This window comes from Paenibacillus sp. J31TS4, assembly GCF_018403265.1.
Taxonomy (GTDB): Bacteria; Bacillota; Bacilli; order Paenibacillales; family NBRC-103111; genus J31TS4.
Window position 1 is genome coordinate 36,759 of the sequence record NZ_BOSI01000011.1, and the last position, 24,496, is coordinate 61,254.

At 59.7% G+C, this 24,496-nt stretch carries 21 protein-coding genes; 17 read left to right on the top strand and 4 right to left on the bottom strand.

Annotation, left to right across the window (positions count from 1 at the left end; genetic code table 11):
• Window positions 1–64: 64 nt before the first annotated feature.
• A complete protein-coding gene (gene wrbA, locus KJS47_RS23150; protein WP_213528183.1) occupies window positions 65–694 on the bottom strand; it encodes an NAD(P)H:quinone oxidoreductase in 630 nt (209 codons plus the stop codon).
• A 503-nt stretch (window positions 695–1,197) separates the two neighbouring features.
• Between wrbA and KJS47_RS23155 the strand changes: the two genes are divergently transcribed.
• The 4 genes from KJS47_RS23155 (at window position 1,198) to KJS47_RS23170 (ending at window position 6,800) form a co-directional block, all read left to right on the top strand.
• The gene (locus KJS47_RS23155; RefSeq protein ID WP_213528185.1) at window positions 1,198–3,192 is read left to right on the top strand and encodes a glycoside hydrolase family 15 protein; all 1,995 of its coding nucleotides are present in this window, start codon (window positions 1,198–1,200) and stop codon (window positions 3,190–3,192) included.
• A 387-nt stretch (window positions 3,193–3,579) separates the two neighbouring features.
• Window positions 3,580–4,668, top strand: coding sequence for a Gfo/Idh/MocA family protein (locus KJS47_RS23160; RefSeq protein ID WP_213528187.1), 1,089 nt, complete (start codon window positions 3,580–3,582; stop codon window positions 4,666–4,668).
• A gap of 102 nt (window positions 4,669–4,770) precedes the next feature.
• Complete coding sequence (locus tag KJS47_RS23165; protein ID WP_213528189.1) at window positions 4,771–5,331, top strand: cysteine hydrolase family protein; 561 nt, start codon at window positions 4,771–4,773, stop codon at window positions 5,329–5,331.
• 2 nt (window positions 5,332–5,333) lie between these two features.
• Window positions 5,334–6,800 (top strand): nicotinate phosphoribosyltransferase, encoded by a 1,467-nt coding sequence (locus tag KJS47_RS23170; RefSeq protein WP_213528191.1) that lies wholly within the window; start codon window positions 5,334–5,336, stop codon window positions 6,798–6,800.
• A gap of 371 nt (window positions 6,801–7,171) precedes the next feature.
• Here the strand turns inward: KJS47_RS23170 and KJS47_RS23175 are convergent, their stop codons facing one another.
• Window positions 7,172–8,356, bottom strand: coding sequence for a conserved virulence factor C family protein (locus KJS47_RS23175; RefSeq protein ID WP_213528193.1), 1,185 nt, complete (start codon window positions 8,354–8,356; stop codon window positions 7,172–7,174).
• A gap of 206 nt (window positions 8,357–8,562) precedes the next feature.
• On the opposite strand from KJS47_RS23175, the gene KJS47_RS23180 reads away from it, so the two are divergent.
• A complete protein-coding gene (locus KJS47_RS23180; RefSeq protein ID WP_213528236.1) occupies window positions 8,563–9,027 on the top strand; it encodes a mycothiol transferase in 465 nt (154 codons plus the stop codon).
• Between the two features lie 156 nt (window positions 9,028–9,183).
• On the opposite strand, the gene KJS47_RS23185 is transcribed toward KJS47_RS23180, so the two are convergent.
• Window positions 9,184–10,674, bottom strand: coding sequence for a DEAD/DEAH box helicase (locus KJS47_RS23185; RefSeq protein WP_213528195.1), 1,491 nt, complete (start codon window positions 10,672–10,674; stop codon window positions 9,184–9,186).
• Between the two features lie 179 nt (window positions 10,675–10,853).
• Window positions 10,854–11,564 carry a YhcN/YlaJ family sporulation lipoprotein gene (locus tag KJS47_RS23190; protein WP_213528197.1) on the bottom strand — a complete coding sequence of 237 codons (711 nt, stop codon included), beginning with the start codon at window positions 11,562–11,564 and terminating at the stop codon, window positions 10,854–10,856.
• A 296-nt stretch (window positions 11,565–11,860) separates the two neighbouring features.
• Here KJS47_RS23190 and coxB point away from each other — a divergent pair, with 296 nt between their 5' ends.
• The 12 genes from coxB to KJS47_RS23250 all read left to right on the top strand — a co-directional run bounded on the left by coxB (window position 11,861) and on the right by KJS47_RS23250 (window position 24,472).
• The gene (gene coxB / locus KJS47_RS23195; RefSeq protein ID WP_213528199.1) at window positions 11,861–12,853 is read left to right on the top strand and encodes a cytochrome c oxidase subunit II; all 993 of its coding nucleotides are present in this window, start codon (window positions 11,861–11,863) and stop codon (window positions 12,851–12,853) included.
• 29 nt (window positions 12,854–12,882) lie between these two features.
• A complete protein-coding gene (ctaD, locus tag KJS47_RS23200) occupies window positions 12,883–14,763 on the top strand; it encodes a cytochrome c oxidase subunit I (protein WP_213528201.1) in 1,881 nt (626 codons plus the stop codon).
• Window positions 14,763–15,377 (top strand): cytochrome (ubi)quinol oxidase subunit III, encoded by a 615-nt coding sequence (locus KJS47_RS23205; protein ID WP_213528203.1) that lies wholly within the window; start codon window positions 14,763–14,765, stop codon window positions 15,375–15,377. The genes ctaD and KJS47_RS23205 overlap by 1 nt, the downstream gene beginning before the upstream one ends.
• A gap of 4 nt (window positions 15,378–15,381) precedes the next feature.
• A complete protein-coding gene (locus tag KJS47_RS23210; RefSeq protein WP_213528205.1) occupies window positions 15,382–15,696 on the top strand; it encodes a cytochrome C oxidase subunit IV family protein in 315 nt (104 codons plus the stop codon).
• Between the two features lie 118 nt (window positions 15,697–15,814).
• Complete coding sequence (locus KJS47_RS23215) at window positions 15,815–16,681, top strand: cytochrome c oxidase assembly protein (RefSeq protein WP_249716687.1); 867 nt, start codon at window positions 15,815–15,817, stop codon at window positions 16,679–16,681.
• A gap of 317 nt (window positions 16,682–16,998) precedes the next feature.
• Window positions 16,999–17,721, top strand: a complete 723-nt coding sequence (locus KJS47_RS23220) for a hypothetical protein (RefSeq protein WP_213528207.1) — start codon at window positions 16,999–17,001, stop codon at window positions 17,719–17,721.
• A gap of 34 nt (window positions 17,722–17,755) precedes the next feature.
• Window positions 17,756–18,160, top strand: a complete 405-nt coding sequence (locus KJS47_RS23225) for a GntR family transcriptional regulator (protein ID WP_213528209.1) — start codon at window positions 17,756–17,758, stop codon at window positions 18,158–18,160.
• Window positions 18,157–19,059, top strand: coding sequence for an ABC transporter ATP-binding protein (locus tag KJS47_RS23230; RefSeq protein WP_213528211.1), 903 nt, complete (start codon window positions 18,157–18,159; stop codon window positions 19,057–19,059). The genes KJS47_RS23225 and KJS47_RS23230 overlap by 4 nt, the downstream gene beginning before the upstream one ends.
• A 34-nt stretch (window positions 19,060–19,093) precedes the next feature.
• Window positions 19,094–19,996: an ABC transporter ATP-binding protein gene (locus KJS47_RS23235; RefSeq protein ID WP_213528213.1), complete on the top strand. Its 903-nt coding sequence runs from the start codon at window positions 19,094–19,096 to the stop codon at window positions 19,994–19,996.
• The gene (locus tag KJS47_RS23240) at window positions 19,989–21,281 is read left to right on the top strand and encodes an ABC transporter permease (protein WP_213528215.1); all 1,293 of its coding nucleotides are present in this window, start codon (window positions 19,989–19,991) and stop codon (window positions 21,279–21,281) included. Before KJS47_RS23235 ends, KJS47_RS23240 begins: the two co-directional genes overlap by 8 nt.
• A gap of 270 nt (window positions 21,282–21,551) precedes the next feature.
• Window positions 21,552–22,436, top strand: a complete 885-nt coding sequence (locus KJS47_RS23245) for a metal-dependent hydrolase (RefSeq protein ID WP_213528217.1) — start codon at window positions 21,552–21,554, stop codon at window positions 22,434–22,436.
• A 503-nt stretch (window positions 22,437–22,939) separates the two neighbouring features.
• Window positions 22,940–24,472: a DUF4127 family protein gene (locus tag KJS47_RS23250; RefSeq protein ID WP_213528219.1), complete on the top strand. Its 1,533-nt coding sequence runs from the start codon at window positions 22,940–22,942 to the stop codon at window positions 24,470–24,472.
• Window positions 24,473–24,496: the final 24 nt, after the last annotated feature.

A 24,496-nucleotide genomic window follows, 5' to 3' on the forward strand; every position in this document is an offset into this window, starting at 1 on the left:
GGTTAGCCCATGACAAAAAAGCTTGGCCCCCGGGCCAAGCTTTTTTTGTTGTGAGCTTCTCTCGCTAGGATCCGTTCGCAGCATCGCGCCCCTGCTGGAGCCAGCCGGCGACGGCTAGCGCGCGGTTCGTTTGATGGCGCGCCGCCTTGAGGATGGGTGCCTCCACTTCGCCGTCCCCGGCGGCGGTGGCGCTCGTTCCGTATGGGTTGCCGCCGGCCTCGAACACCGCCTGATCGGTATACCCGGGCGTGACGACAAGCGCACCCCAATGGAACATGGTCGTGTAGAGCGAGAGGATCGTCGCTTCCTGGCCGCCGTGGGGATTCTGCGCGCTCGTCATCGCCGTGACGACTTTGTTGGCGAGCTTGCCCTTGGACCAGAGCGGTCCGGTTATATCCAGAAACTGCTTCATTTGGGCGGCAATGCTCCCATACCGCGTCGGACAGCTGAAGATGAGCACATCCGCCCAGTCAAGGTCTTCCAAACCCGCTTCGGGGACGACCCCCGCCGTTTCGTCGTAATGAGCGAGCCATGCCGGGTTTGCGGCGATCGCCTCGCGGGGAGCGAGCTCCTTCACGCGGCGCAGACGGGTCTCTGCTCCGGTATCCAGGGCGGCTTGTTCGGCCTCCCTCGCCAGCTGGTAATTGGTTCCGGTGGAGCTGTAGTAGATGATAGCGGTCTTCAAAGCGGTCATGACACGATTCCTCCTAGACTGGGAATAAGGAATAGCTCAGCTGTGCAAGGGTGAGGGCCGAATCGTCTTGTAACCCCCATTAATACCCAATTCACTGGCAGGCGAAACGGGGAAAATTTAGCGAATTTTGTCCTTTTGGCTGCAGTGCCATTTTTCCTATCGGCCAAAACTAGAAGGATCTCCTATTGAAGAGCGGAGGCGGGGCTAGTAACATGGGGACAAGCTAGAAAGGTCCAAAAGCTAGAGAACGAAAAAGCTTGATAGGCTCAAAAGCAAGAGAACTCCAGTGCTGCAAAGAACAAGAACTTGAAAGCTCGGCGCTTAAATCTCAGTACTTGAAAACTCAGTACTCGAAAACTAGGAACGAGAAAGCTAGGAACGAGAAGGCTCAACACTCGAACGCTAGGAAAAAGCTAGGAACGAGCTCAGCAGCTGGCTTCTGTTCCCAAGGATGGCCTCCATGAGACAACAAGGCCGATAGGAAAAACGAAGGTGGGGATCGCATGCCAAGGCATCTGGTGGTAGGAAACGGACACATACTCGTCAATCTGGACAACCGCGCGTACATTCGCGATATCTACTATCCGTTCGTGGGAGAGCAGAATCATCTGCAAGGGTACCCATGCCGGATCGGCGTATGGGCGGACGGGCGGTTCAGCTGGCTCGAGGAGGAGGGGTGGACGTTCCGGCTTGGTTATGCGGAGGATTCCCTCGTGACGCAGGTGACGGCCGTTCACGCAGAGCTCGGGCTGACACTCGAGATCAACGACGGGGTCCATCAGCGGGACCCGGTGTTTTTGCGCAAGGTGACGGTCCACAATCATTGGGACTGCGAGAGGGAAATTCGGCTGTTCTTCAACCAGGATCTGTGCATCAACGAGACCGAGGTGGGCGATACCGCCGTTTACTATCCGGCGAACCATTCGGTGTTCCATTATAAAAAAGACCGCTACTTCCTGTTCAACGGCCTCGCCGGCGGACAAGGCATTCATCAATTCACGACCGGCGTCAAACGGTTCCATCACGCGGAAGGGACGTGGCGCGATGCCGAGGACGGAGAGCTGATGGGCAACCCGATCGCCCAGGGCTCGGTCGACAGCACGATCAGCCTGCGGCTGCGGACGGCGGCGGGTGCCGCTGGCGAAGCGTACTACTGGATGAGCATCGGGCGCTGCCTCGAAGACGTGCTGGAGCTGGATCGCTACGTGCGGGAGAGCGGACCCGGCCATCTGCTGGATCGGGTGCGCATCTACTGGCAGCGCTGGACGAACAAGACGGAGCGGGATTTTGCCGATCTGCCGGAGTCCGTCTCCCGCCAGTTCAAGCACAGCCTGCTCATGGTGCGCACCCAGACGGACAACGGAGGCGCCATCGTGGCAGCCAACGATTCGGACGTCATGCAGTTCAACCGCGATCACTACAGCTACATGTGGCCGCGTGACGGCGCGCTCGTCGCTTACGCGATGACCGAGGCGGGATACGGCGGCATGGTGGAGCCGTTCTATCACTTTTGCCGCAGGGGCCTCTCCAAGGAAGGCTACTTGCATCACAAATACAATCCCGACGGCACAGTCGGCTCCAGCTGGCATCCGTACGTCTCTGGCGGAGAGGAGCAGCTGCCGATCCAGGAGGACGAGACCGCGCTCGTGCTGTTCGCTCTCTGGGCCGATTACAAGCGCAGCGGCAATCTGGAGCTATCCCAGTCGCTCTACCCCGACTTGATTCGCAAAGCGGCGTCCTTCCTCGGCGGCTATATGCTGGAGGTGCTGGATCTGCCCAAGCCGAGCTACGATCTGTGGGAAGAAAGATACGGAATCTTCACGTTCACCTGCGCGTCCGTTTACGCGGGACTCGCAGCAGCCGCGAACTTCGCGAGCCTGTTCGGCGACGAAGCGAGAAGCACGCGGTACCGCCGGGCGGCCGAGCGCGTCAAGACGGGCATGCTCAAGCATCTGTGGAACGAGGAGGCGGGCCGCTTCGCCCGCGGCCTGTACCGGCAGGGCGGGGAGTGGGTGCAGGACATGACGCTGGAGAGCAGTATCTATGGCATCTTCGCTTTCGGCGTGCTAGAGGCGGACGATCCCCGCGTCGTCTCGACGATGCGCGCCATCCGGGAGGGCCTCACCGCCAAAACCTCGGTCGGCGGCGTCGCCCGCTACTTCAACGACTACTATTACCAGCGCTCGTCCGATCTGGCGAATGTGCCAGGCAATCCGTGGATCATCTGTTCTCTATGGGTGGCCGAATGGGAGATCGCGGCCGCCCGGACGGCAGACGAGCTCGCCGGCGCCCGCCGGACGCTGGAATGGGCGGCCGCCCGGGCGATGGAGAGCGGCGTGCTGCCCGAGCAGGTCGATCCGTACGACGGCAGCCCGCTGTCCGTCGCTCCGCTCACTTGGTCTCATGCGACCTTCGTGCTCGTCTGCGTCAAATATATGGAAAAAGCCGCCCAGCTGACGGCCGACCGGGAGCTTGAGACCGCAGGCTGGAGACGCTGACGGACGCGTCCGCCGTGGCTTGGGCCAAGCTCCGCCCCAGCTTGCCGGCATGCCCCCCACCGCTCGCTCCCCGTTTCGTTACACGGCGGCACGGGGCTGAACTTTTCCTGCCGGAGAGGGGCTTTTCCCAACCGGGCCCGCATCCGTTATAATAGAAGAAGCCGGGAACGCTAGTCCTCGCGACTATCGTTCCTTTTTTTCATGACGGGCATTGCGGACGTCGAGCTGCTGCCTAAGGCAGCGCCCCGCCGGGAACGACCACCATTCTAGACCGGCTGCGAGTGCGGGGATGTTCCGGGGATCGGCGCGGTTCGTGCCTGCGGTCCACACGGACGGCAGGCCGGCCCCGCCGTCCCTCTTCAAATGGGAGAAGAGAGGGATGGGACGATGAGCAAGCAGGATGGGATGAAGGATGGCATGACGTATGCGCCGGTAGGCAAGGCAGCGCCGGTCGTAGCACCGGGAGAGTTCGCCTTCGCAGCGATCGGGCTGGATCACGGCCATATCTACGGCATGTGCAACGGGCTGCGGGAAGCGGGCGCAACGCTGAAATGGGTCTATGATCCGGATCCGGCCAAGGTGAAGGAGTTCTGCAGCCAGTATCCGGAGGTCAGGGCGGCGGACAGCGAAGAGCGGATTCTGGAGGACCCCGAAGTGAAGCTGGTCGCGGGTGCGGCCATCCCCTCCGACCGGTGTGCGCTTGGTTTGCGCGTCATGCGCAGCGGCAAGGATTACATCACGGATAAGGCTCCGTTCACGACGCTCGGGCAGCTGGAGCTGGCGCGGGAGGCGGTCCGGGAAACGGGACGCAAATACGCGGTCTACTACAGCGAGCGGCTGCATGTCGAGAGCGCCCTGTTCGCCCAGCAGCTCGTTCAGGACGGCGCGATCGGAAGGGTGCTGCAGGTGATCGGGCTTGGCCCGCACCGGCTGAACGCATCTTCGCGACCGGACTGGTTCTTCCGCAAGGAGAAGTACGGAGGCATTCTGTGTGACATCGGCAGCCATCAGGCGGAGCAGTTCCTGACGTTCACCGGCGCGAGGGATGCGCGTGTAGCGGCGAGCAAGGTAGCGAATTACCGCCATAAGGAGGCCTATCCGGAGCTGGAGGATTTCGGCGATTTTACGCTCATTGGCGATAACGGGGCGACCGGGTATTTTCGCGTCGACTGGTTTACACCGGACGGGCTCGGCACGTGGGGAGACGGCCGGATGATTCTCCTCGGCACCGACGGGACGATCGAGCTGCGCAAGTACATCGACATCGCCCGGGAGCGGACGCGGGATCACGTCTTCCTCGTGAATCACGAAGGGGAGCACTACTTCCCGGTTCACGGCAAGGTCGGCTTTCCTTATTTCGGCCAGCTCATCCGGGATTGCATGGACCGGACGGAGACCGCCATGACCCAGGAGCATGCGTTCAAGGCGGCCGAGATCAGCCTGATGGCCCAGGCTCTGGCGGTGCGGGTCGAATAGAGGCAGGCGGCGGAACGAGGCGGAGGGAAAAGAATGTAGCGGCAAGGGAATACCAACACTATACAGACAGGATCATCGGATTGCGGAAGGGAGTCGTTCGAATTGAAGGCGCTCATCGTTGTCGATTTTACATATGACTTTGTTGTGGGGAAGCTGCCGGTCGGCGATCCGGCGCTCGCCATTGAGGAGAGAATCGCCGAGCTGACGGAGACGTTCGCCGAGCGGGGGGACTGGGTAGTCATGGCGGTCGACCTGCACGAGGAGAACGACCCGGATCACCCGGAAGCGAAGCTCTTCCCGCCCCACAATATCCGCGGGACGGCGGGCCGGGAACTGTACGGCCGGCTGAAGGACGTGTTTGCCAAGTATGCCGACCGCATCACTTGGATGGACAAGACGCGGTACAGCGCGTTTCACGGCACCGCACTCGAGGAGGAGCTGCGGAAGCGGAACATCCGCGAGGTTCACCTGGCGGGCGTCTGCACCGACATCTGCGTGCTGCATACCGCAGTCGATGCGTATAACAAAGGGTTCCGGACCGTCATCCACGAGGATGCGGTCGCAAGCTTCAACGCGGCGGGGCATGAATGGGCATTGGGCCATTTCAAAGGAACGCTGGGCGCGGCGATCGCACGCAAGGGCAGCATCAAGGAGGAGGCATAACGGTGGATTGCGAGAATTTGGCTCTGCATACAGATAAATACCAGATCAACATGATGTACGCGCATTGGCGCAACGGAACGCACAACCGGAAGGCGGTGTTCGACGCGTTCTTCCGCAAGCTGCCGTTCGGCAACGGCTTTGCGGTGTTCGCCGGGCTGGAGCGGATCGTCAACTACCTGAACGCACTGCGGTTCGATGAGCAGTCGATCGCTTACCTGGCCGAGCAGGAGGAGAATTACGACCCGGCGTTTTATGACGAGCTGCGGGCGTTCCGGTTCACGGGGAACCTGTTCTCGGTCCGGGAGGGCCAGCTCGTGTTCCCGAACGAGCCGCTCATCCGCGTCGAGGCGAGGGTATTCGAGGCGCAGCTGATCGAAACGGCGCTTCTGAACTTCATGAACTTCCAGACGCTGCTGGCGACCAAGGCGGCCCGCATCAAGCAGGTGGCGAGCACCGAGACCCTGCTCGAGTTCGGCACGCGCCGCGCCCAGGAAGCAGATGCGGCGATCTGGGGCGCCCGCTCAGCCTATATCGCCGGCTTCCACGGCACCTCCAACATGCGGGCGGGCATGATGTTCGGCATTCCGACTAAGGGAACTCACGCCCACGCCTGGGTGCAGGATCATGCAACGGAGGAGGAAGCGTTCCGCCGGTTCGCCGACGCCCTGCCGGACGAATCGGTGCTGCTCGTGGATACGTACGATACGCTGCGCAGCGGCGTGCCGAACGCGATCAAGACGGCCTGTTATCTGCAGGAGAAGGGCAAGCGGCTCAAGGGCATCCGGCTGGATAGCGGCGACCTCGCCTACCTGTCCATCCAGGCGCGCAAAATGCTGGACGAAGCCGGTCTGACCGACGCGACCATTACGGCTTCGAACGATCTGGACGAGAATACGATTCTCGACCTGAAGGCGCAGGGAGCGCGGATCGACGTCTATGGGGTCGGCACCCAGCTCATCACGGCGGGGGACCAGCCGTCTCTCGGCGGGGTCTACAAGCTGGTCGCGCGGGAAGACGACGAAGGCTACGTGCCGGCGATCAAAATCTCGGGCAATCCGGAGAAGATCACGAACCCGGGCATCAAGAACATCTACCGGATTCTCAACAAGAAGACGGGGAAGGCCGAAGGCGACTACATTACGCTCGCTGACGAGCAGCTGGACGAAACCCGGCCGCTCAAGCTGTTCAATCCGACCCATACCTTCATTCAGAAGCGGGTGAAGGATTACCATGCGGTGCCGATTCTTGAGCCGATATACGTAGAGGGCAAGCAGGTCTACCAGCTTCCGACGCTGGAGGAGATCCGGCACTACCACGAGGAGCAGCTGCAGCAGTTCTGGCCGGAATACTTGCGCAAGCTGAATCCGGAGGAATATCCGGTCGACCTGAGCGAAGCGCTCTGGGAGCTGAAGATGCAGCTCATTCGCGAGCATCTGGATGCTTCCGGCGATTCGGACGGGAAGGAATAGCAGGAAAAGGGAGCGGGAGCTTCCGCCCCACCCCGGAGGGTGGGCCGACGGCTCTAAGCTCAGCCGTTTCCTACGGAAGAATCGAGCAAACTTCCAGCCGTGGCCGGAGCCCCGGCCACAAAAGAAAGCAAAAAGAAAGGACCGAACGGCGGCTGCCGGTTCGGTCCTTATGTATAACGGAAACGTCCTGCTGCAAGATGGCTGAAAGGCGGGCGGGCGGCTTGGTGCCGCTGCAGCCGCGAGGTGCGTGCCCTTCCCGCAGCTAGACAGCTATCGGATGCTCGGCCCAAATCCGGCTCACGCCGGGTCCCGGTTCCGCTCGGTTAAGGGTAGGGCGGACGGGACCGGACCGAGAGGTCGGGCGATGCTAGCTACCGGTCGCGGTTGGTCATCTGCTGCCAGACGGAGCCTTGGGCCTCCTCGCCGCCCTCGATCCGCTCGATGGCGAGGCGGATCTGCATACGGACCTCGAATTCGGGGTCCTCGGAGGCGGCGCGCAGTCCTTCGAGCGCCGATTCGTCGCCCTGCTCGAAGAGGAAGCGGGCGGCCCGCCAGCGGACCAGCTTGTTCGGGTCCTGCAGCGCCTGCAGCATCGGGCCGATCGCCTCGGGGCTGCCGATGTCCGACAGTGTGTCTCCGGCGGTGCGGCGGACGGCCACCGACTTGTCGCGCAGCGCGCGGAACAGGAACGGCAGCACCTCCGGCGTCTTGATGTCGCCGAGGTAGACCGTCGCCAGGCGCCGGATCGACATCTGCGGATCGTCGAGCGCACGGGCGAGCAGCGGAATCGCCTCCTCGTCCGGCGAGAACCGCTCCAGCGCGGCGAACCGGACTCGCCAATCGTCGCTCTGCAGCGCCTCGGCGAGATGGGCTCTCGCTTCCGTTCCGTCATGGCCCGCCGGCTTCTTGGCTTCGGCGGCTGCCTCGGGATCGGCTGCTTCGGCAGGGGTCATCGCCATCGCTTCTTTGACGAGCTCCGTCAGCCGGCTCTCATCATAGGCCGCTTCCAATTCGCGGACGATCTCGGCGAGAACGTCGTCCAGCTCTCCGTAGCGGACGCCGTGCTCCACCAGCTTCCGTTCCGTTATCAGGTTGGGAGAGGCGGCACCGGCCTCCATCGCGGCGTTCGCGAACCGTTCGGGCAGGGCAGCCCGCCGTTCCTCGCCGCCGCTCTTGACCCGCACCTGCATCGGGATGGCGCGGAACATCTGAACGAGCACGGTCACCTCGCCGAACGCGTCCCCGGCCCCTTCGGCACCGGGGCCGACGCCGGCCGGCGCCTGGCGGTCGAATTCGCTGCTCTCGCCAAGAATGCCGCGGGCTTCCCTCAGAATCCGCTGCCAATCTCCCTTCGGATGGCGGTCCAAGGCAATAAAATCGGCTGTATGAAAGACGCCCGTCACGCCGTCGATGGCCAGCAGGCCGCGCAGCGGCTCGGGTGCCTTGTCCCGCTCTGCGGCGGCAAACGCTCTGCGAACCCCGATCGGAAGCGACTCGTCCATGTTCAGCTTCATGGAATTCGGGCTTGGCGTTGGTTCTATAGATACGATTTTCATAGCGTTGTTCGTGCCCTCCTTGCTTTCCAGTGGGTTCTTCCTATATCATAACACATCTTATGATACTCTATAGACAGAGGAGGGGTTCCATGAATAACCAGAAAGAAGACTATGCAGCTGAGTGGAGCCGGCGCCTTGCGGATGAAGACGTCTACCGGATCGGTCCCAGGCCGGGCTATTCGCCGCAGATCGGCCAGCTTGTCGCGATGATGGGCTATGCGCGGCATACGACGCTGGCGGCGGTCCGAGGGCTGACGATCCGGGAGCTTGACGTGCGTTTTGACGAGGCGAGCAATTCGATCGGGATGCTGCTCGGGCATATGGCTGCCGTGGAGGCGATCTACCAGGTACTGACGTTCGACGGCCGTAGCTTTACCGAGGAAGAAGAGAGCCGCTGGGGGCCCGGCCTTCAGCTCGGCGAGGAAGGAGCCAGGGTTCACCGGGGCCGTTCGCTGGACGAGTATTTGGCCGATCTGGAGGAAGTGCGCGGCCGAACGCTGCGCGAGCTGGCTCGCTTGGGGGACGACTGGTTGTTCGTGGAGACACCGTTCTGGTACGACAAGCAGGCGAACAACTATTTCAAATGGTTCCACGTGATCGAGGACGAGCTCAGCCACCGCGGCCAGATCCGCTGGCTGCGCAGGCGCCTGGCGGAAGCGGGTGAGGCCTGACGGCTCGAGCGGGGCGGCCGGAGAGGGCCCGGCTCTGCGCGGGCCTGCGCACCTCGCTCGCTTCGCGGGCACACAGAAAGCCGAAAGGACCAGCGGCGAACCGCTGGTCCTTTCGGCTTTCTTGCCTGCGAAGCTACGCTCGGCCGCGCACTGGCGTCAGCGCCCGCGCCGCCCGCGGCCGCCGCCGGGCCGTTCGCCGCGTGTGCCGGAGCGCCCGCCCGCGGCAGGCTTGCCGGAGCGGCCCGCGCCGCCTTCGGCGCCAGGCTTGGCGAAGCGCCCGCCGGGCTGCGCGGCAGCGCCAGCTCCACGTGCGCCGGAGCGTCCGCCGGGCTGTGCGGAAACGCCGGCGCTGCGTGTGCCGGGCCGCCTGCCAGCGGCCGGCTTGCCGGAGCGTCCGCGACCCGCGCCGCCTTCGTTGCCGGACTTTGCGAAGCGCCCGCCGGCACGCGCGGCAGTGCCGGCTCCGCGCCGTCCTTGCTCCGGCTTCTCGTTTCCTCCGCCGGCCCCGCCCGGCTTCGCAGCCCGGGCTCCGACCTGCGCCGCCTCCTTGCGGAGCACCTCGCGCATGCCGCGCTCGATCTTCTCGAGATACATCGCATCGCGCGGTGCAGCGAACGTGACGGCGACGCCGCGTTCGCCGGCTCGTCCGGTTCGGCCGATCCGATGGATGTAGGTTTCGGTATCGTGGGGGATGTCGTAGTTGTAGACGTGCGTGACTCCCTCCACATCAAGCCCGCGGGCCGCCATATCGGTGGCGACGAGCAGCTGTATCTTCGCTTCGCGGAACCGCTTCATGACCTGCTCCCGCTTGGCCTGGGTCAGATCGCCGTGCAGCTCGTCCGACAGGAAGCCGCGTTCCTGAAGCGAAGCGTTCAGCTTGGAAGCGCGGACTTTGGTCCGGCAGAAGATCATGGCCAGGTACGGATTTTGCTCCTGAACCGCCTTGCAGAGCGCATCCAGCTTCTGACGGTCGGTTGTCTGGATGACGACCTGCTCGATCGCCTCCACGGTTCGTCTCTCGGGGTCGATGCGAATATCGACCGGATCGTTCGTGTATCGTCTCGCCAGCGAGCGGACCGCTTCCGGCATCGTGGCCGAGAACAGGAGAGTCTGGCGGTCCGAAGAGGTCTGGGCAATCAGCTCCTCGACCTCGGCGAGGAAGCCCATATGCAGCATCTGGTCTGCTTCGTCCAGTACGAGCACGTCGAGCTTGCCGAAGTGGATGCTTCCCCGGCGCAAGTGATCGAGCAGACGACCCGGTGTCCCGACAATGACGTGCACGCTGCCATCCTCAAGCCGCTTCAATTGCCGCTCGACGTCCTGCCCGCCGTAGACGGCGAGCACGTTGGCGTCCACAACCGGGCCGAGTCTGGACGTTTCCTCCGTGATCTGCAGCGCCAGCTCCCGCGTAGGAGAGATAATAAGGGCTTGCACCGCTTTTTTGCGGGGGTTCAGCTTTTGAAGAATCGGAAGGACGAACGCCAGCGTTTTGCCGGTTCCCGTCTGCGCCTGAGCCACGACATCGCGTCCCGACAGAATGGCGGGGATCGCCTGCTCTTGGACGGGCGTCGGATGGACGATCCCGTCCGCCCGCAGCCGCTCGTTTAATTCGCTGCTTATTCCGAATGCCGTAAATGGGTTAGGCATCTGTACAACTCCTTTGGGTAATTCGAATCCCAATGATTGTACCACGAAATGGAGAAGGGCACGAACATCCGCTACATTTAAATGTAGAAAAGTCTCCCGTTTTCCTCTTATTGGAACAGGTCATTCAAGACGGTGCCGAGATGGGATGAATCTCTACTATAAATATAGGAAAGCTATCCTTACCGGTTTCGGGCCGATTGAGGGAGTACGTTTCCATTGCCGCCGAACAGGCGGTTCACCATTTTATTGAAGTCTTCCGCATACCCGTCCAGCGGGTGGCCCTTCCAGCTTTCCTGCGCATACATATTCATCTGGTTGATGAACTCGCGGTTTGCCGAGATGTGAACCTCCACGACAGCCGGATGGTAAGCCCGGATCGTCTGGGCAATCCGCTGCTTGAACGCATGCGAGAGGTTCTCCGGCTTGGAGACGGTCCAGTAGTTGTTGATGCCGGTAGCCAAGTCGTTGGGATTCGCGTATTGGCTGAACGTTTCCGGGTTGTAGCGGCCGAGCGAAGTGCCGGAGTTATTCGTTTCCTGGCGGGGGCCCGAGCCGCCGATCGTACCGGTAGCCGTGTTGTCGACAAGAATGGCTACATAGGCGTTCTGGTCCGTCAGCATAACCAGCGCCGAGTTCACGCCGTCGATCGCCTCGACCCGGCGGGACAGCGTCTGGCTGAACATCAGCCTCTTGTTGTCGTGAAGCGTCGGGCCCAACATCCGCGGTCCGTACGCGCGGGACATCTTTTCGTCTTTCGAGGCGCCCTTGGTGCTGCCGTAATTGTAATTGTTCCGCTTGTCACCGTATTCGTTATAGCCGCAGGCGGATGCAATCAGAAGCATCCCACCGGCAACCGTGGCCGCCGAGATCCGTATCCAATTTTTGGTCATAGTCTGCACTCCTCCCCGGAATCCCGATAATGGTTCTGTCATAGGTTTAGGATTGATTTTTCGACAGGAAATATCCGCTCGCTTCCGTGGAAAAGCTGCATAAATTAGACAGCTTTAGGAAATAACCAAGAAGGAAAAACTGTGTAGTGGCGGGGATTTAGAACATTGTGTGAACTTTTCTTGAAAGATTGACAAACAAAGTTAACGAATCTATAGTTAATAAAGTGATTGCGTCGATTGACAAGGTGTGACATCCGTGTTAACGGTTAACAACTGACAAGTGGGGTTGATAAGTGATGAATCGATGGAAATTGTTGTGGCGTCTCATGCCCCTGTTGGCGGTATTGGCGCTAGCCGGATGTGGGGATCCTTCCATATCCGCGATTGACCCGCAAGGGCCGGTAGCATCAGAACAGTTCTTCCTGATGAAGCTCAGCCTCGCGGTAATGATCTTCGTTTTTGCGGTGGTCATGATTATCTACATATATGTCTTGGTTCGCTACCGCAAGAAGAAGGGCCAAGATCAAATCCCCAAGCAGGTTGAGGGGAACCACGTACTCGAGATTATCTGGACTGTCATTCCGATTCTTCTGCTCATCGTCATTGCCGTGCCGACTATCAAGTATACGTTCGAGCACTCCAAGGATCTGAGAGAAGAAGAAGGCGTCGTGCACATTAAAGTAACCGCTCACCAGTTCTGGTGGCAGTTCGAATATCCGGATAACAACATCAACACCGCGCAGGACATGTACATACCGGTAGGCAAGAGAGTCGCTCTCGAGCTGACCTCTTCCGACGTGAAGCACTCCTTCTGGGTGCCTGCCCTGGCCGGTAAGATCGACACCAACCCGGGCATGAGCAACATTATGCACCTGCAGGCCGACAAGCCGGGGATTTACCGCGGCAAGTGCGCCGAGCTGTGCGGCGCGTCCCACTCTCTGATGGACTTCAAGGTTGTCGCCGTCAGCGAAGCGGAGTACAACCAATGGGTGGAGGGCAAGAAGACCCCTGCCAAGGTAACCGCAGACACCGCGAAGGGCGAGCAAGTGTTCAAAGACAACTGTCTGTCCTGTCACGCCGTTGGCGGCGAGGGCGCCGGTCTCGGCCCGAACCTGAACGGCTTTGCGAACCGTACCGAAGTAGCTGGCGTTCTGCCTCACGACGCTGCAAGCGTGAAGAAGTGGATTCAGGATCCGCAAGCTCAGAAGCCTGGCACTAAGATGCCGAAGGTCAATCTGAACGAAGATCAAGTGGACCAGCTCGTCAAGTACTTAGAAACGCTTAAATAAGGACATCTGTAGAAAAGGAGGTTACCACGTTGGCTCATTCTCATGCTGTGAAACGATACAGCGGGTTGATGGATTGGCTCACCACCGTCGACCATAAAAAAATCGGCATTTTATATTTTCTCGCCGGCGGGATCTTCTTCTTAATAGGAGGACTGGAAGCCCTACTGATCCGGATCCAGCTGATGTTTCCCGACAATCAGATCTTCATCGGCGGAACGTATAACCAGATTTTAACGATGCACGGCACCACCATGATCTTCCTGGCCGCGATGCCGCTACTGTTCGGGTTTATGAACGCGATCGTGCCGCTCCAGATCGGCGCGCGGGACGTAGCGTTCCCTTTCCTGAACTCCCTGGGCTTCTGGCTGTTCGTGTTCGGGGGACTGCTGCTTAACCTCAGCTGGTTCCTCGGTGGCGCACCGGACGCAGGCTGGACGGCTTATGCGCCGCTCTCCAGCGATACGAGCCTGAGAGGCGTCGACTTCTACGCCATGGGCCTTCAGATCGCCGGTCTCGGCACGCTGATCGGGGGCATCAACTTCCTGGTCACGATTATCAACATGCGTGCACCGGGCATGACCTTCATGAGAATGCCGATGTTCACCTGGACCTCGTTCGTTACATCGGTGCTGATTCTCTTCGCTTTCCCGGCCGTTACCGTTGGTCTGGTCGAGCTCACCTTCGATCGTCTGTTTGACGGTAACTTCTTCAACGTCAGCAAGGGCGGTAACGAAGTTCTCTGGGAGCACATCTTCTGGATCTTCGGTCACCCTGAGGTTTACATTCTGATTCTGCCGGCGTTCGGGATTATCTCCGAAGTCGTATCGACCTTCTCCCGCAAGCGGTTGTTCGGTTACAGCTCGATGGTTTTCGCGACGCTGCTGATCGGCTTCCTGAGCTTCATGGTTTGGGTTCACCATATGTTTACGACCGGCCTCGGACCGGTAGCGAACGGAATCTTCGCGGTAGCGACGATGGCCATCGCGGTACCGACGGGGATTAAGATCTTCAACTGGCTGTTCACGATGTGGGGCGGACAGATTATCTTCAACTCGTCCAATCTGTGGGCGATTGCCTTCATCCCGACGTTCGTCATGGGCGGAATGACGGGGGTCATGCTGGCGGTGCCCCCGGCGGACTTCCAGTATCATGATTCCTACTTCGTCGTTGCGCACTTCCACTACGTTATCGTAGGTGGTCTGATCTTCGGGATCTTCTCCGGGTTCTATTACTGGTGGCCGAAGATGTTCGGCCGGATGCTTCATGAAGGACTCGGCCAATTGAACTTCTGGACGTTCATGATCGGCTTCCACCTGACCTTCTTCCCGCAGCATTTCCTCGGATTGATGGGAATGCCGCGACGGGTGTTCACGTACGAGACGGGCGTACAGCTCGAGATGGGCAACATGGCCAGTTCCATCGGCGCCTTCTTGATGGGCATCGGAACCATCGCCTTCGTGCTTAACATCATCATCACCGCACTGAAGCCGAAGAACGCTCCGGCCGATCCGTGGGACGGACGTTCGCTCGAGTGGTCGATCCCATCGCCGGCTCCGGAATACAACTTTAAACAAACTCCGCTTGTGCGCGGTCTGGACGCTTTCTGGAAAGAGAAGCGCGCTGGCAACAAAGAAATGACGCCTGCCGAGCCGATCGGCTCGATCCACATGCCGTCGCCGACGATTCTGCCGTTTTTCATGTCCGTCGGGCTGTTCATCGCCGGATTCGGCTTCATGTACGCCAAGTACGATTTTGAGAACGGATTGCTGGCCACGCTGTTCGGCAATCATATTATCGCGATCATCGGTTTGGTCATTACCTTCCTCTGCATGTTCCTGAGATCGGTATATGACGACCACGGTTGGCATATCGAACCGGAAGAGTTGGAAGACAAGGGGGTTAAGGCTTAATGGCTAACGTACATGATATGGGAACGCTGCCGGCCGAACCCGAGAAGGCAACATTGGAAGGAAAGAACAAGATCCTGGGCTTCTGGCTGTTCCTTGGCGGCGAGATGGTACTCTTCGGCACTCTGTTCGCCTCCTTCATCGCCCTCCGCAATTCGGTTCCGGAGGGACCGACCGGAGACCAAATCTTTAAGCTCGGCATGGTTGCCGTCGCCACCTTCATCCTCCTCACCTCCAGCTTGACGAGTGTCATGGCCATGATGGCCATGCACCGTCAGCAGGTGAAGAAGATGCTCACCTGGCTGTGGGTGACCGTTGTCCTCGGCCTCGCATTTCTGGGTCTCGAGATTTATGAGTTCGTGGAGTATGTGCATGAAGGCCATACGTTCACGAGCAGCGCGTTCGGCACCTCGTTCTACACGCTTGTCGGATTCCACGGCGCGCACGTCGCCTTTGGTGTCTGCTGGATTGCTCTTCTCTGCATCCAGGGCATGAAGAAAGGCCTTACTGTTGTCACGGCTCCGAAGTTTTATGTAGCCAGCTTGTACTGGCACTTTATCGACGTCGTATGGGTCTTCATTTTCAGCGTCGTGTACTTGTTGGGAAAGGCGGGTTAAGCGAATGAGCGAACAGCAGCATACATCGTCCCCGAGCGGGCGTCATCGCCTGGAAGGTCCCAAGAACCACTACATCACCTACATTGCCTCGATCCTTCTAACCATGCTGGCTTTCGCCGCGGTTATGTATCTGGGGCTTGATAAAATGTTCCTCGTCATCTTCCTGGTCGGAATGGCCATCGTGCAAGCCGTCCTCCAATTGGCGGTCTGGATGCACATGAAGGAACGGGATCACGTTTACCCGATCATCGGAATTGCGTTCGGCGCGTTCGTTGCCATCGGGGGTTTCATGGCCGCCATCTTCTGGATGTGGTGGTAAGGTAAACAGCAAGGCCTATAGGCAAGGGGCGGAGTCGGTCAATCAAGTCTAACTCCGTCCCTTTTGCTATACCTGCCCCACGCCAACCCACATCATTGTCAAAGGGGGTCGCGATCTCATGAACAACCACATGAATCATATGGGCCACTCGCAGGATGCCACGTTTTTTGCGCTCTGGCGGCCGGATATCTTCCTCATTGTGGTTCTGCTTGGCGCGCTCTATTTTTACTTCATCGGCAAGGGACGTGGACGCTTCCAAGACGCCAAACCGGTATCCGGGAAGCAGAAATTCTGGATGGTGATGGCGCTACTCACCCTGTATTTCGGACAGGGCAGCCCGATCAACTATTACGGACACAGCTTGCTGTTCAGTTCCCACATGACGCAGATGTCCCTCATGTATCTGGTTTTTCCACCGATGGTCTATGCCGGTCTGCCAGATTGGATGATCGCTTCGGTGCTGCGCAAGCCGTTTGTCAAGAAATGGGTCTATCCGTTCAGTCAGCCGCTTTTGGCTCTGTTCCTGTTTAACATGATGTTCTCGTTCTACCACATTCCGTATATCTTCAACGCGGTCACGGCATCGTCGTGGGGGCATCTCACCTATCACTGGGTCCTCGTGTTCGTGTCGTTCCAGATGTGGTTCCCGATCTTCGTTACCATTCCCGGCTGGAACCGGATTTCGGATCTGCAGCGGCTCGGTTATATCTTCGCGATCGGCGTTCTGCTGACGCCAGCGTGCGCGTTGATCATCTTTGCGAAGACGCAGCTGTACGATCCCTACCTGAACGCTCCTCAGCTGATCTCCTGGCTGCCTTCGATCGACGACCAGCAGCTCGGCGGGGTTATCATGAAGATTATTCAGGAGATCGTCTACGGAACCATTTTGGCCGTGACGTTTTTCCGCTGGTACCGTACCGAGAAGGCGAAGGAAGCGGATATGGACGCCGCGTTCCTCGAGCGGAGCCAGCTGCCGACCAGCTGACCGCCCTTCTATACAAGCCGGAGGCAGTGTCTCGGAGAGAACTTCTGGGACGAGCTCTCTTGACTGGACGTCGCGCGGCCGCGCCGGCACGCCAGCCCCGAAGCTTCGAACCGGAGGCACCGATTGATCCCATCGTACCGGTTAGGAGCGCGTCATAACCCGACAGACCGAATCAGCCAGCTTTCCCTATGGGGAGGGCTGGCTTTTTTTTTGTGCAAAGGGATTGCCAAAGGGGAAAATAGTGGGTATACTGTGTATAAAGATATAAACAGTAGTAACAGCAGCTTTAGAAACTAGGTGGGAGAGTGGTCAACGTCATGCAGACGAACAAACAGGGGGCTTTGCTGAGCATGAGCTTGCGCAGGCACGGACTGGGCATTGTATGGTCCGCCGGGTTTATGCTCTTTGCGGCTTTTATAGGAACGTCGCTTATATTCGGGGCTTATAAAGTACCCGAGGTGGAAACGTTCAACATGGTGGTCCTGGATTTCTATTTCCTCGGGCTGGTTCCTTCGCTCGGCTTTCTCATGCTGACGGCCGACTACAGGAATTATTTCAAGCAGGCTACGTTTTCCCGCAAGCTGGCCTTCCTCAAGAGATATCCAATCTCGACGGAGGAGCTGGTGAAGGCAAGAGTCGTGGAGTACCTCCTGACGCTGGTTGTCATGGAGATCATCTTTTTCGTTCCGGTCGGATTCGTTCTCGTTCAGTCCTTTGGGCTTCAGACAATTGGAGAGTATCTCCTGTTTGTTGCGTTCTGGACCGGCTTCTCTCTCTTGATCGGCAGCTGGTACCTGTACCTGGAAATGTGCAGCCGCGAAAAAAAGTACCTGCTCGTGTCGTTTCTGTTGTTCATTCCTTATGTCGGCATTCCGATCGGCATGGCTCTCCTCGGAACACATCTCGTCCAAGGAAGCATTTGGCTGATCGGGAACTACGGGATCGTGCCGCCGCTTCTTACCCTCGCAGCCGGGTTCCTGTCTTTGTATGGGTTCTCTCGCCTGATGGTCAAGGGAGTCCAGAAACGGGATTTGGCCTAAAGTACGCCAGGTAGTAAAAAGGGGGCAAGAGAGAATGCGCATACCCATTCATGTTTCAAGCGATAGCGCGGAGCCGCTGTACTCGCAAATCAAGGAACAATTGCGTGCGCTCATTCTGAGCGGGCATTTGAAAGAAGGCTATCTGCTCCCGTCTAACCGGGAATTCGCAGCCGATCTGGCCTGCAGTGTCATCACGATCCGGCGGGTGTACCAGGATTTGGAGAAGGAAGGGCTGCTGCGTTCCCGCCAGGGAACGGGGACCTTCGTCGCCAAGGTGGGGAGTGAGGAACTGGAGCAGTATCGGTACAAAGCGGTTCACGACGCGCTGCAGGAAGCCATAGAGCTGGCCTACCGGGTGCAGTGTCCGCCGGAAGAAATTCGGGCGATCGTGGAGCAGCTGATCCAGCTGCTGGAGAAGAGTAAGGGGGAACCGAAATGAGAACAGGCAGCGAAGCCGTTATTCTGCAAAGCGTAGAGAAGCATTACGGAGACGAATTCGCTTTCGGGCCGATGGAGCTGGCCGTTGAAGAGGGAATGGTCACTGCAATCGTGGGGCCGAACGGCTCGGGCAAGAGCACCATGTTCCGCCTGCTGATGAATCTGCTTCAGCCGGACGAAGGCGAAGTGAGAATCTTCGGCAGCACGTATTCCGAAGGGGAAACGGCGATCAAGGGCCGAATCGGCTACGTGCCCGAGCTGTCCGATTACGATATGGCGGCTCGCAGAGTCGGGGACATCGCCGCGTTCCTGTCGCTCTGGTATCCGCATTGGAGCGAGGCCGAATACAAACGGCTGCTGGATGCCTTTGGCCTGAAGGATAGCAGCAAGCTGAAGGGCATGTCCAAAGGAACGCTGCGCAAGGTCGATCTAATCATGGCTTTGGCGGCCCAGCCGCACTTGCTGCTGCTCGACGAACCGTCGTCGGGCCTCGATCCGCTCGCTTCCGGACAGCTGATTGATGAAGTGAAGCGGTTCATGGACCAGGAAGGGCGGACCGTGCTTCTCGCGACTCATATCCAGGAAGAGGTCTGGAAACTGGCGGATTATGTCGCGTTTCTCTATGAGGGCCGGCTGATCGGAACGTACGAGAAGGATGAGCTGAAGGACGGCTGGAAGGCTGTCTGGATCGAACGGTTGCCGGAACGGCCGGAAGAGCTTCCCGGCTTCATTGGACTGGAGGGCGAAGGCCCCTACCGGATCGCGACACGCGATTACGCCAGTGCTGCGAGCCGCTTGAAGGAAGAAGGGATCCGCATCCTTCAAACGGAAGCTCTAGAGCTGAATGCCATTCTGGCTCAGCTGATTCGGGAACGCAGGAATGCGGCGCGCAAATCTTAACGACATTGACTATTAAGCAGGGGAGAGATATCGGATGACGACGCTGCAGCTGGATCGCGTGACGAAGCAGTATGGGGACAAAACGGCGGTGAATGCCATCAGTCTGGAGGTACGCCAGGGTGAGATCTTTGGTCTCTTGGGCGGCAACGGAGCGGGGAAGACGACGACGATGCGCATGGTGCTTGGCTTGATCTACCCGGACGCCGGGCAGATTCTATGGAAGGGCAAGCCGTACCGCAACGAGCTGCGCAGCCAGATGGGCTATCTGCCCGAGGAGCGGGGCTTGTATCCGAAGATCAAGGTCAGCGAGCAGATTCTGTATCTGGCAGAGCTGCGCGGCCTCTCGCGCCAGGAGGCCGACCGCAACCTGAAACGTTGGCTGGATCGGTTCCGGGTACCGGAGTATTACGACAAACGGGTGGAGGAGTTGTCCAAGGGCAACCAGCAGAAGATTCAGTTCATCGCCTCGGTCATCCACGATCCCGACATTCTCATTCTGGACGAAGCGTTCAGTGGGCTGGACCCGGTCAATGTCGAGCTGCTCAAGGAAACGGTCCTCGAGCTGCGCGGAGAGGGCAAGACGATCCTGTTCTCCAGCCACCGGATGGACCATGTGGAGGAGCTGTGCGAGAATATCTGCATCCTGCACCGGTCGAATACGGTGCTTAAGGGCAGCCTGCGGGAGATCAAGCAGTCCTTCCCCAAAGAGAGGGTGCTCCTCGAGACCGATCGGCCGGTAGAAGGATTGGAGCAGATTCCGGGCGTTCTCGCCGTGAAGCGGAAGGAGAACGGGACGGAGCTGCGGATCGGCAGCGACAAGGCCGCGCGTCTCATCCTGGAGACGGCCATGCAGCAGGCCGCCGTCAACCGGTTCCAAGTTATGGAGCCGACATTGAACGAAATCTTTATCAAGAAAGTGGGCGATCCGCATGAATAAGCTGGCCACCGTTATTCGCTTCACATTTTGGAACCGGGTCAGGGCCAAGTCCTTCCTTGTGACCTCCCTTATTATTGTGCTGCTGCTGTCGGTTGCAATCAACCTTCCTCATCTGATCTCTGCGTTCTCCGGCAATTCCGGTTCCAAGGAAGGGATGACGATCGGCATTCTCGAAGACCGGGCGGGCTACGGCCGGGCGCTCGCGGATCACCTCGGGACGGGGGAAAGCCAGAGCCTGCGCGGGGAGCTGCTGTCCGCCTCCTCGGAGGAAGAGAGCGAGACCGCAGCCAAGAAGAAGCTGGCGGACGGCACAATCGAAGGCTATGTCTCGTTCGGTGCTCCTGCGAACGGCGCGTTCCCCGCGGTGACCTACAAATCGGAGAGCAAGCTGGAGGGCCGCAGCCTGTATGAGGTGCAGGCCTCTCTGGAGGCGTTCCAGCGCGATTGGGTCGTGCGGGAGCTCGGCCTGACACCGAAGCAGGCAGAACAGCTGAAGGCGCCGCTCTCTTTTCACCCCGTGACCGTCGGTGATTCCGGAGAGGCGGCACCCGGCAAGACGGAAACGCAGGAGAAGGTAAGCTACTTTCTCGTTTATGTGCTGATCATTCTGCTGTTCATGATGATGACGATGTACGGCAATCTGATCGCGACGGAAATCACGGCGGAGAAGAGCTCCCGGGTGATGGAGGTGCTCATCTCGAGCATCTCGCCGCTGACGCAAATGTTCGGCAAGGTGATTGGCATGCTGCTGCTTGGGCTGGCCCAGCTGCTCGTGTTCGTGGCGGCTGCCGCCGTCAATCTGTCCGTCCCGGCGAACCAGGAGATGATCGCCTCGCTCGGTATCAGCTGGAGCGACCTGCCGCTCGTCCTCGTCCTCTATCTGTTCGTGTTCTACCTGACGGGCTTCTTCCTGTACGCGACGATCTACGCCGCCGTCGGCTCGCTCGTCAGCCGGACGGAAGATCTCGGACAGGCGACCATGCCGCTGACGTTCCTCGGCCTGGCGTCGTTCTACATCGCAATCTTCGGGATCAACAACCCGGACGCAATGTTCATCCGGATCATGTCCTACGTGCCGTTTTTCTCCCCGAACGCGATGTTCCTGCGGATCGGCCTCTCCCATCCGGCCTGGTGGGAGATTGCCCTGTCGCTCGTCCTGCTGCTCGCCTCGATCCTGTTCTTCGGCTGGATGTCGGCTAAGATCTATCGTGTCGGTGTCCTGATGTACGGCAAGCGTCCGAGCTGGAAAGAGGTCAACAAGGCGCTGAAGGCCTACAACGGCTGATCCGGCTCGGCCCGCGCCGCGTAAATAGATGTTGACGCCCCAAGGGCAAGCCCTCTAAACTTGATCTGATGGCAACACGGACCGGTTTCTCAGCTAAAATTAGGAAAGAGGCACGGAGGACTCTCCTTCGTGCCTCTTTCTCACATCCATCCATTCGGAGCCTTCAAGAGAAGAGAGGCAACTGCCATCCAGCTGGAAACGCTGCGGCTGGCGTTGTAGGATAGAATAGAGCCCGCTTGAGGCGTAGAGAAGGAAGGGGATGGACGAAGAATGGATACGGTGACACACGCGCTGTTCGGGCTTGCCCTCTATGGCTCCGTCGACAAAAGCAAGCTGTCGGTGAAGGCGAAGCGGGCGCTCCTCCTAGTGACGGTAGCGGGCTCGGAGATTCCCGACATCGACGTCGTCTCGCAGTGGTGGGATACGGCGGGACGCTACCAAATGTGGCATAGAGGCATTACGCACTCGGTGTTCCTGATCCCGTTCTGGGCGCTCCTGCTGACGGCGGGCACGCGGCTGTTCGTGCGGGAGGCGGGCTGGAAGCTGTTCGGCATCGCCGCGCTGGCCGTCTGGATTCATGATACGAGCGACTTGTTCAACGCCTGGGGGACCGGCTACTTCGAGCCGTTCTCCTCCGCCCGGCTGACGTTCGGCACGATTCCGATCGTCTCTCCGGTTTTCTGGCTGCTCATGCTCGGCGGCTGGCTTCTGGCACGCCGGCCCGGCACCCGCTGGGCACCGCACCGGATCTATCGCACCGTGTGGCTATTGATCGCGCTGCACATCGTCGTCCAATCCGCCCAGGGCTACATGCTGTACGAGCAGGCGTCCCGCCAGTACGAGCAGGTGGCGCTGTCGGCCGATTTTATCCCCGGCCAGTTCACGGTCATCGGCAAAACGGGCGGGGAGGTCACGCTCACGAAGGGCGCCACATGGAGCGGGCAGAAGCCGGTGGCCAAGCTGGCATCCCGAGAGGAAGCGAACCTCGAGGAACTGTTCGCCGAGAATCCGCGGGCCGCTACGCTCGCAGAGTGGGCGCCGTTCGTCGTCATCGTGGACGAAGGCGGACGTCTGGGGGTGTATGACCCCCGGTTTTACCGGAACGGTCAATCGTTCCTGTTTGAATCCATCGAGCGGAAGGCGGATACCCGCTAACCGCCCCGCCTGGGAGCCCCGCCGGAGAGGCGGGGCACGCCGGGTGCCTTCCATCCGTGAAAGCTCTGCCTCGATAGGCAGAGCTTTTTTTGCGTGCAGGAGCATCCGTAGGGGAGGCACTGCTGGATTCGATAGAAGGTCTCTTGCGGCAGCGGAGAATTCGTGGTGGAGTCAATCTCCAAGTTGAAACAATAATCTGGATATTCTCTTCATATGGTATATAATGAAGAGCATGAATGGTTGCGCGCGGGCATGCCCCCGCCCGTCCTGCACAAGATGGCGCAACCGGTCATGAAACCACTACAATCCGCACGGTTCTCGTCTTGTTGGCCGACGGCCTGTATGGTATGAATGAGGGAACCGGTAAAATTCGGATTACAACCGGCGGAGGAGGAGCGGCGGCGCCAAGACGCCAGTCCTGCAGGAAGGGGCGTATGCCGTGCGGCGAACAGCCGCCGGCAGGACATCCCCTTCTTTCCTTCCGCCGGACAGGAGGATGCCCAATGAAGATCGTATTTGTTCCGCTTGACGAACGCCCCTGCAACGACCTATTCCCCCGTCTGCTAGCCGAAGGGACGGATGTCGACCTGGTGACGCCGGGACTCGACCGGATGGGCCTGAAGAAGCGGCCGGCCGACGTCGACCGCCTATGGGAGTGGCTGCTGGAGGAGGTGAAGGATGCCGACGGTGCGATCCTGTCGCTCGACACGCTCTTGTATGGCGGCATTATTCCGTCGCGTCTGCATTCGCTCACGGTGGAGCAGTGCGAGCAGCGGCTGAAGGGGCTGAAAAAGCTGAAGGAGCGCAATCCTTCCCTGAAGCTGTATGCGTTCAACCTGATTATGCGCTGCCCGAAGTATTCCAGCAGCGACGAGGAGCCCGATTATTACGGCGATTGGGGGCGGGAGATTTTCCTCCAGGGCTATATCCACCATCGCATCGAGCTGGGAATTGCGACGGAGGAGGAGAAGACCCAGCTCGCCGAGATCGAAGCCGTCCTGCCCCGGGAGGCGCTGGACGACTATGTGGGCCGCCGCGCCGTGAACCGGGCGGTGAACCGGCTCGCACTGGAATACGTGCAGGACGGGACGATCGATTTCATGAGCATCCCTCAGGACGATTCGGCCCCGTACGGGCTGACGGCGATCGACCAGCAGCTGGTGCGGACTTCGGTCGGTGAGCTTGGTGTCGAGCTGCAGGTCTATATGTATCCGGGTGCGGACGAAGTCGGCTGCACGCTGCTTGCCCGGATGGTGAACGAGGCCAAAGGGCGGCGTCCGCTCATTTATGCGCATTTTGCAAGCGCGAACGGCCCGTTCGTGACGCCGGCCTACGAGGACCGGCTCGTCTACGAGAGCGTGAAGTACCAGATTCTTGCGGCGGGCGGCCTCATGTGTACTTCGATGGCCGAGGCCGATCTCATCCTCTGCATCAACATGCCGGGGGATACGATGATGGAGGCGGTTAACCAGGACGCGCCAAGCCTCGGCTATACAGTGATGCGGAACATTACGGAGCTGACGGTGATGGCCGCCTATGCGGTCCGGACGCTGAACAAGCCGTGTGTCGTGGCGGATATCGCGTTCGCGAACGGCTCCGACCTGACGCTCTTCAAGCTGCTGCGGAAGAAAGGCCTGTTGTTCGAGCTGGCGGGCTATGCGGGATGGAATACGAGCTCCAACACGCTTGGCACCTGCATCGCGCAGGGCATGCTGTATGCCATCTACGGCGATACGAAGGAGCACCGGAATTTCCTGGCGCACCGGTTCGTGGAGGACGCAGGCTACTGCTCGCGCGTCCGGCGGCTGGTGGCGAATCGGGATTTGCCGGGACTCGGACTGGATTATTTTCAGGTGGACGGGCAGCGGGGGCGTGTCTCGGCCATCGTCAAAACGGAACTGGAAGCGTTCGTTCAGGAATCGATAGCTAACGAGTCCTACCGGATCGTGATCGACGATTGCTATATGCCGTGGAGCCGTATGTTCGAAGTAGGGCTCGCGGTGCATGTGGAGGAAGAAGAGAAGGATCCGGCCTAGGCAAAACCACAAGCAAAGGCGGAA

Bases quoted from the DNA above. Each gene is read 5' to 3' on its own strand.
- wrbA (WP_213528183.1), bottom strand. From the start codon at position 694: ATGACCGCTTTGAAGACCGCTATCATCTACTACAGCTCCACCGGAACC.
- KJS47_RS23155 (WP_213528185.1), top strand. From the start codon at position 1,198: ATGCCAAGGCATCTGGTGGTAGGAAACGGACACATACTCGTCAATCTG.
- KJS47_RS23160 (WP_213528187.1), top strand. From the start codon at position 3,580: ATGAGCAAGCAGGATGGGATGAAGGATGGCATGACGTATGCGCCGGTA.
- KJS47_RS23175 (WP_213528193.1), bottom strand. From the start codon at position 8,356: ATGAAAATCGTATCTATAGAACCAACGCCAAGCCCGAATTCCATGAAG.
- KJS47_RS23180 (WP_213528236.1), top strand. From the start codon at position 8,563: ATGATGGGCTATGCGCGGCATACGACGCTGGCGGCGGTCCGAGGGCTG.
- KJS47_RS23185 (WP_213528195.1), bottom strand. From the start codon at position 10,674: ATGCCTAACCCATTTACGGCATTCGGAATAAGCAGCGAATTAAACGAG.
- KJS47_RS23190 (WP_213528197.1), bottom strand. From the start codon at position 11,564: ATGACCAAAAATTGGATACGGATCTCGGCGGCCACGGTTGCCGGTGGG.
- coxB (WP_213528199.1), top strand. From the start codon at position 11,861: ATGAATCGATGGAAATTGTTGTGGCGTCTCATGCCCCTGTTGGCGGTA.
- KJS47_RS23205 (WP_213528203.1), top strand. From the start codon at position 14,763: ATGGCTAACGTACATGATATGGGAACGCTGCCGGCCGAACCCGAGAAG.
- KJS47_RS23210 (WP_213528205.1), top strand. From the start codon at position 15,382: ATGAGCGAACAGCAGCATACATCGTCCCCGAGCGGGCGTCATCGCCTG.
- KJS47_RS23215 (WP_249716687.1), top strand. From the start codon at position 15,815: ATGAACAACCACATGAATCATATGGGCCACTCGCAGGATGCCACGTTT.
- KJS47_RS23220 (WP_213528207.1), top strand. From the start codon at position 16,999: ATGCAGACGAACAAACAGGGGGCTTTGCTGAGCATGAGCTTGCGCAGG.
- KJS47_RS23225 (WP_213528209.1), top strand. From the start codon at position 17,756: ATGCGCATACCCATTCATGTTTCAAGCGATAGCGCGGAGCCGCTGTAC.
- KJS47_RS23230 (WP_213528211.1), top strand. From the start codon at position 18,157: ATGAGAACAGGCAGCGAAGCCGTTATTCTGCAAAGCGTAGAGAAGCAT.
- KJS47_RS23235 (WP_213528213.1), top strand. From the start codon at position 19,094: ATGACGACGCTGCAGCTGGATCGCGTGACGAAGCAGTATGGGGACAAA.
- KJS47_RS23240 (WP_213528215.1), top strand. From the start codon at position 19,989: ATGAATAAGCTGGCCACCGTTATTCGCTTCACATTTTGGAACCGGGTC.
- KJS47_RS23245 (WP_213528217.1), top strand. From the start codon at position 21,552: ATGGATACGGTGACACACGCGCTGTTCGGGCTTGCCCTCTATGGCTCC.
- KJS47_RS23250 (WP_213528219.1), top strand. From the start codon at position 22,940: ATGAAGATCGTATTTGTTCCGCTTGACGAACGCCCCTGCAACGACCTA.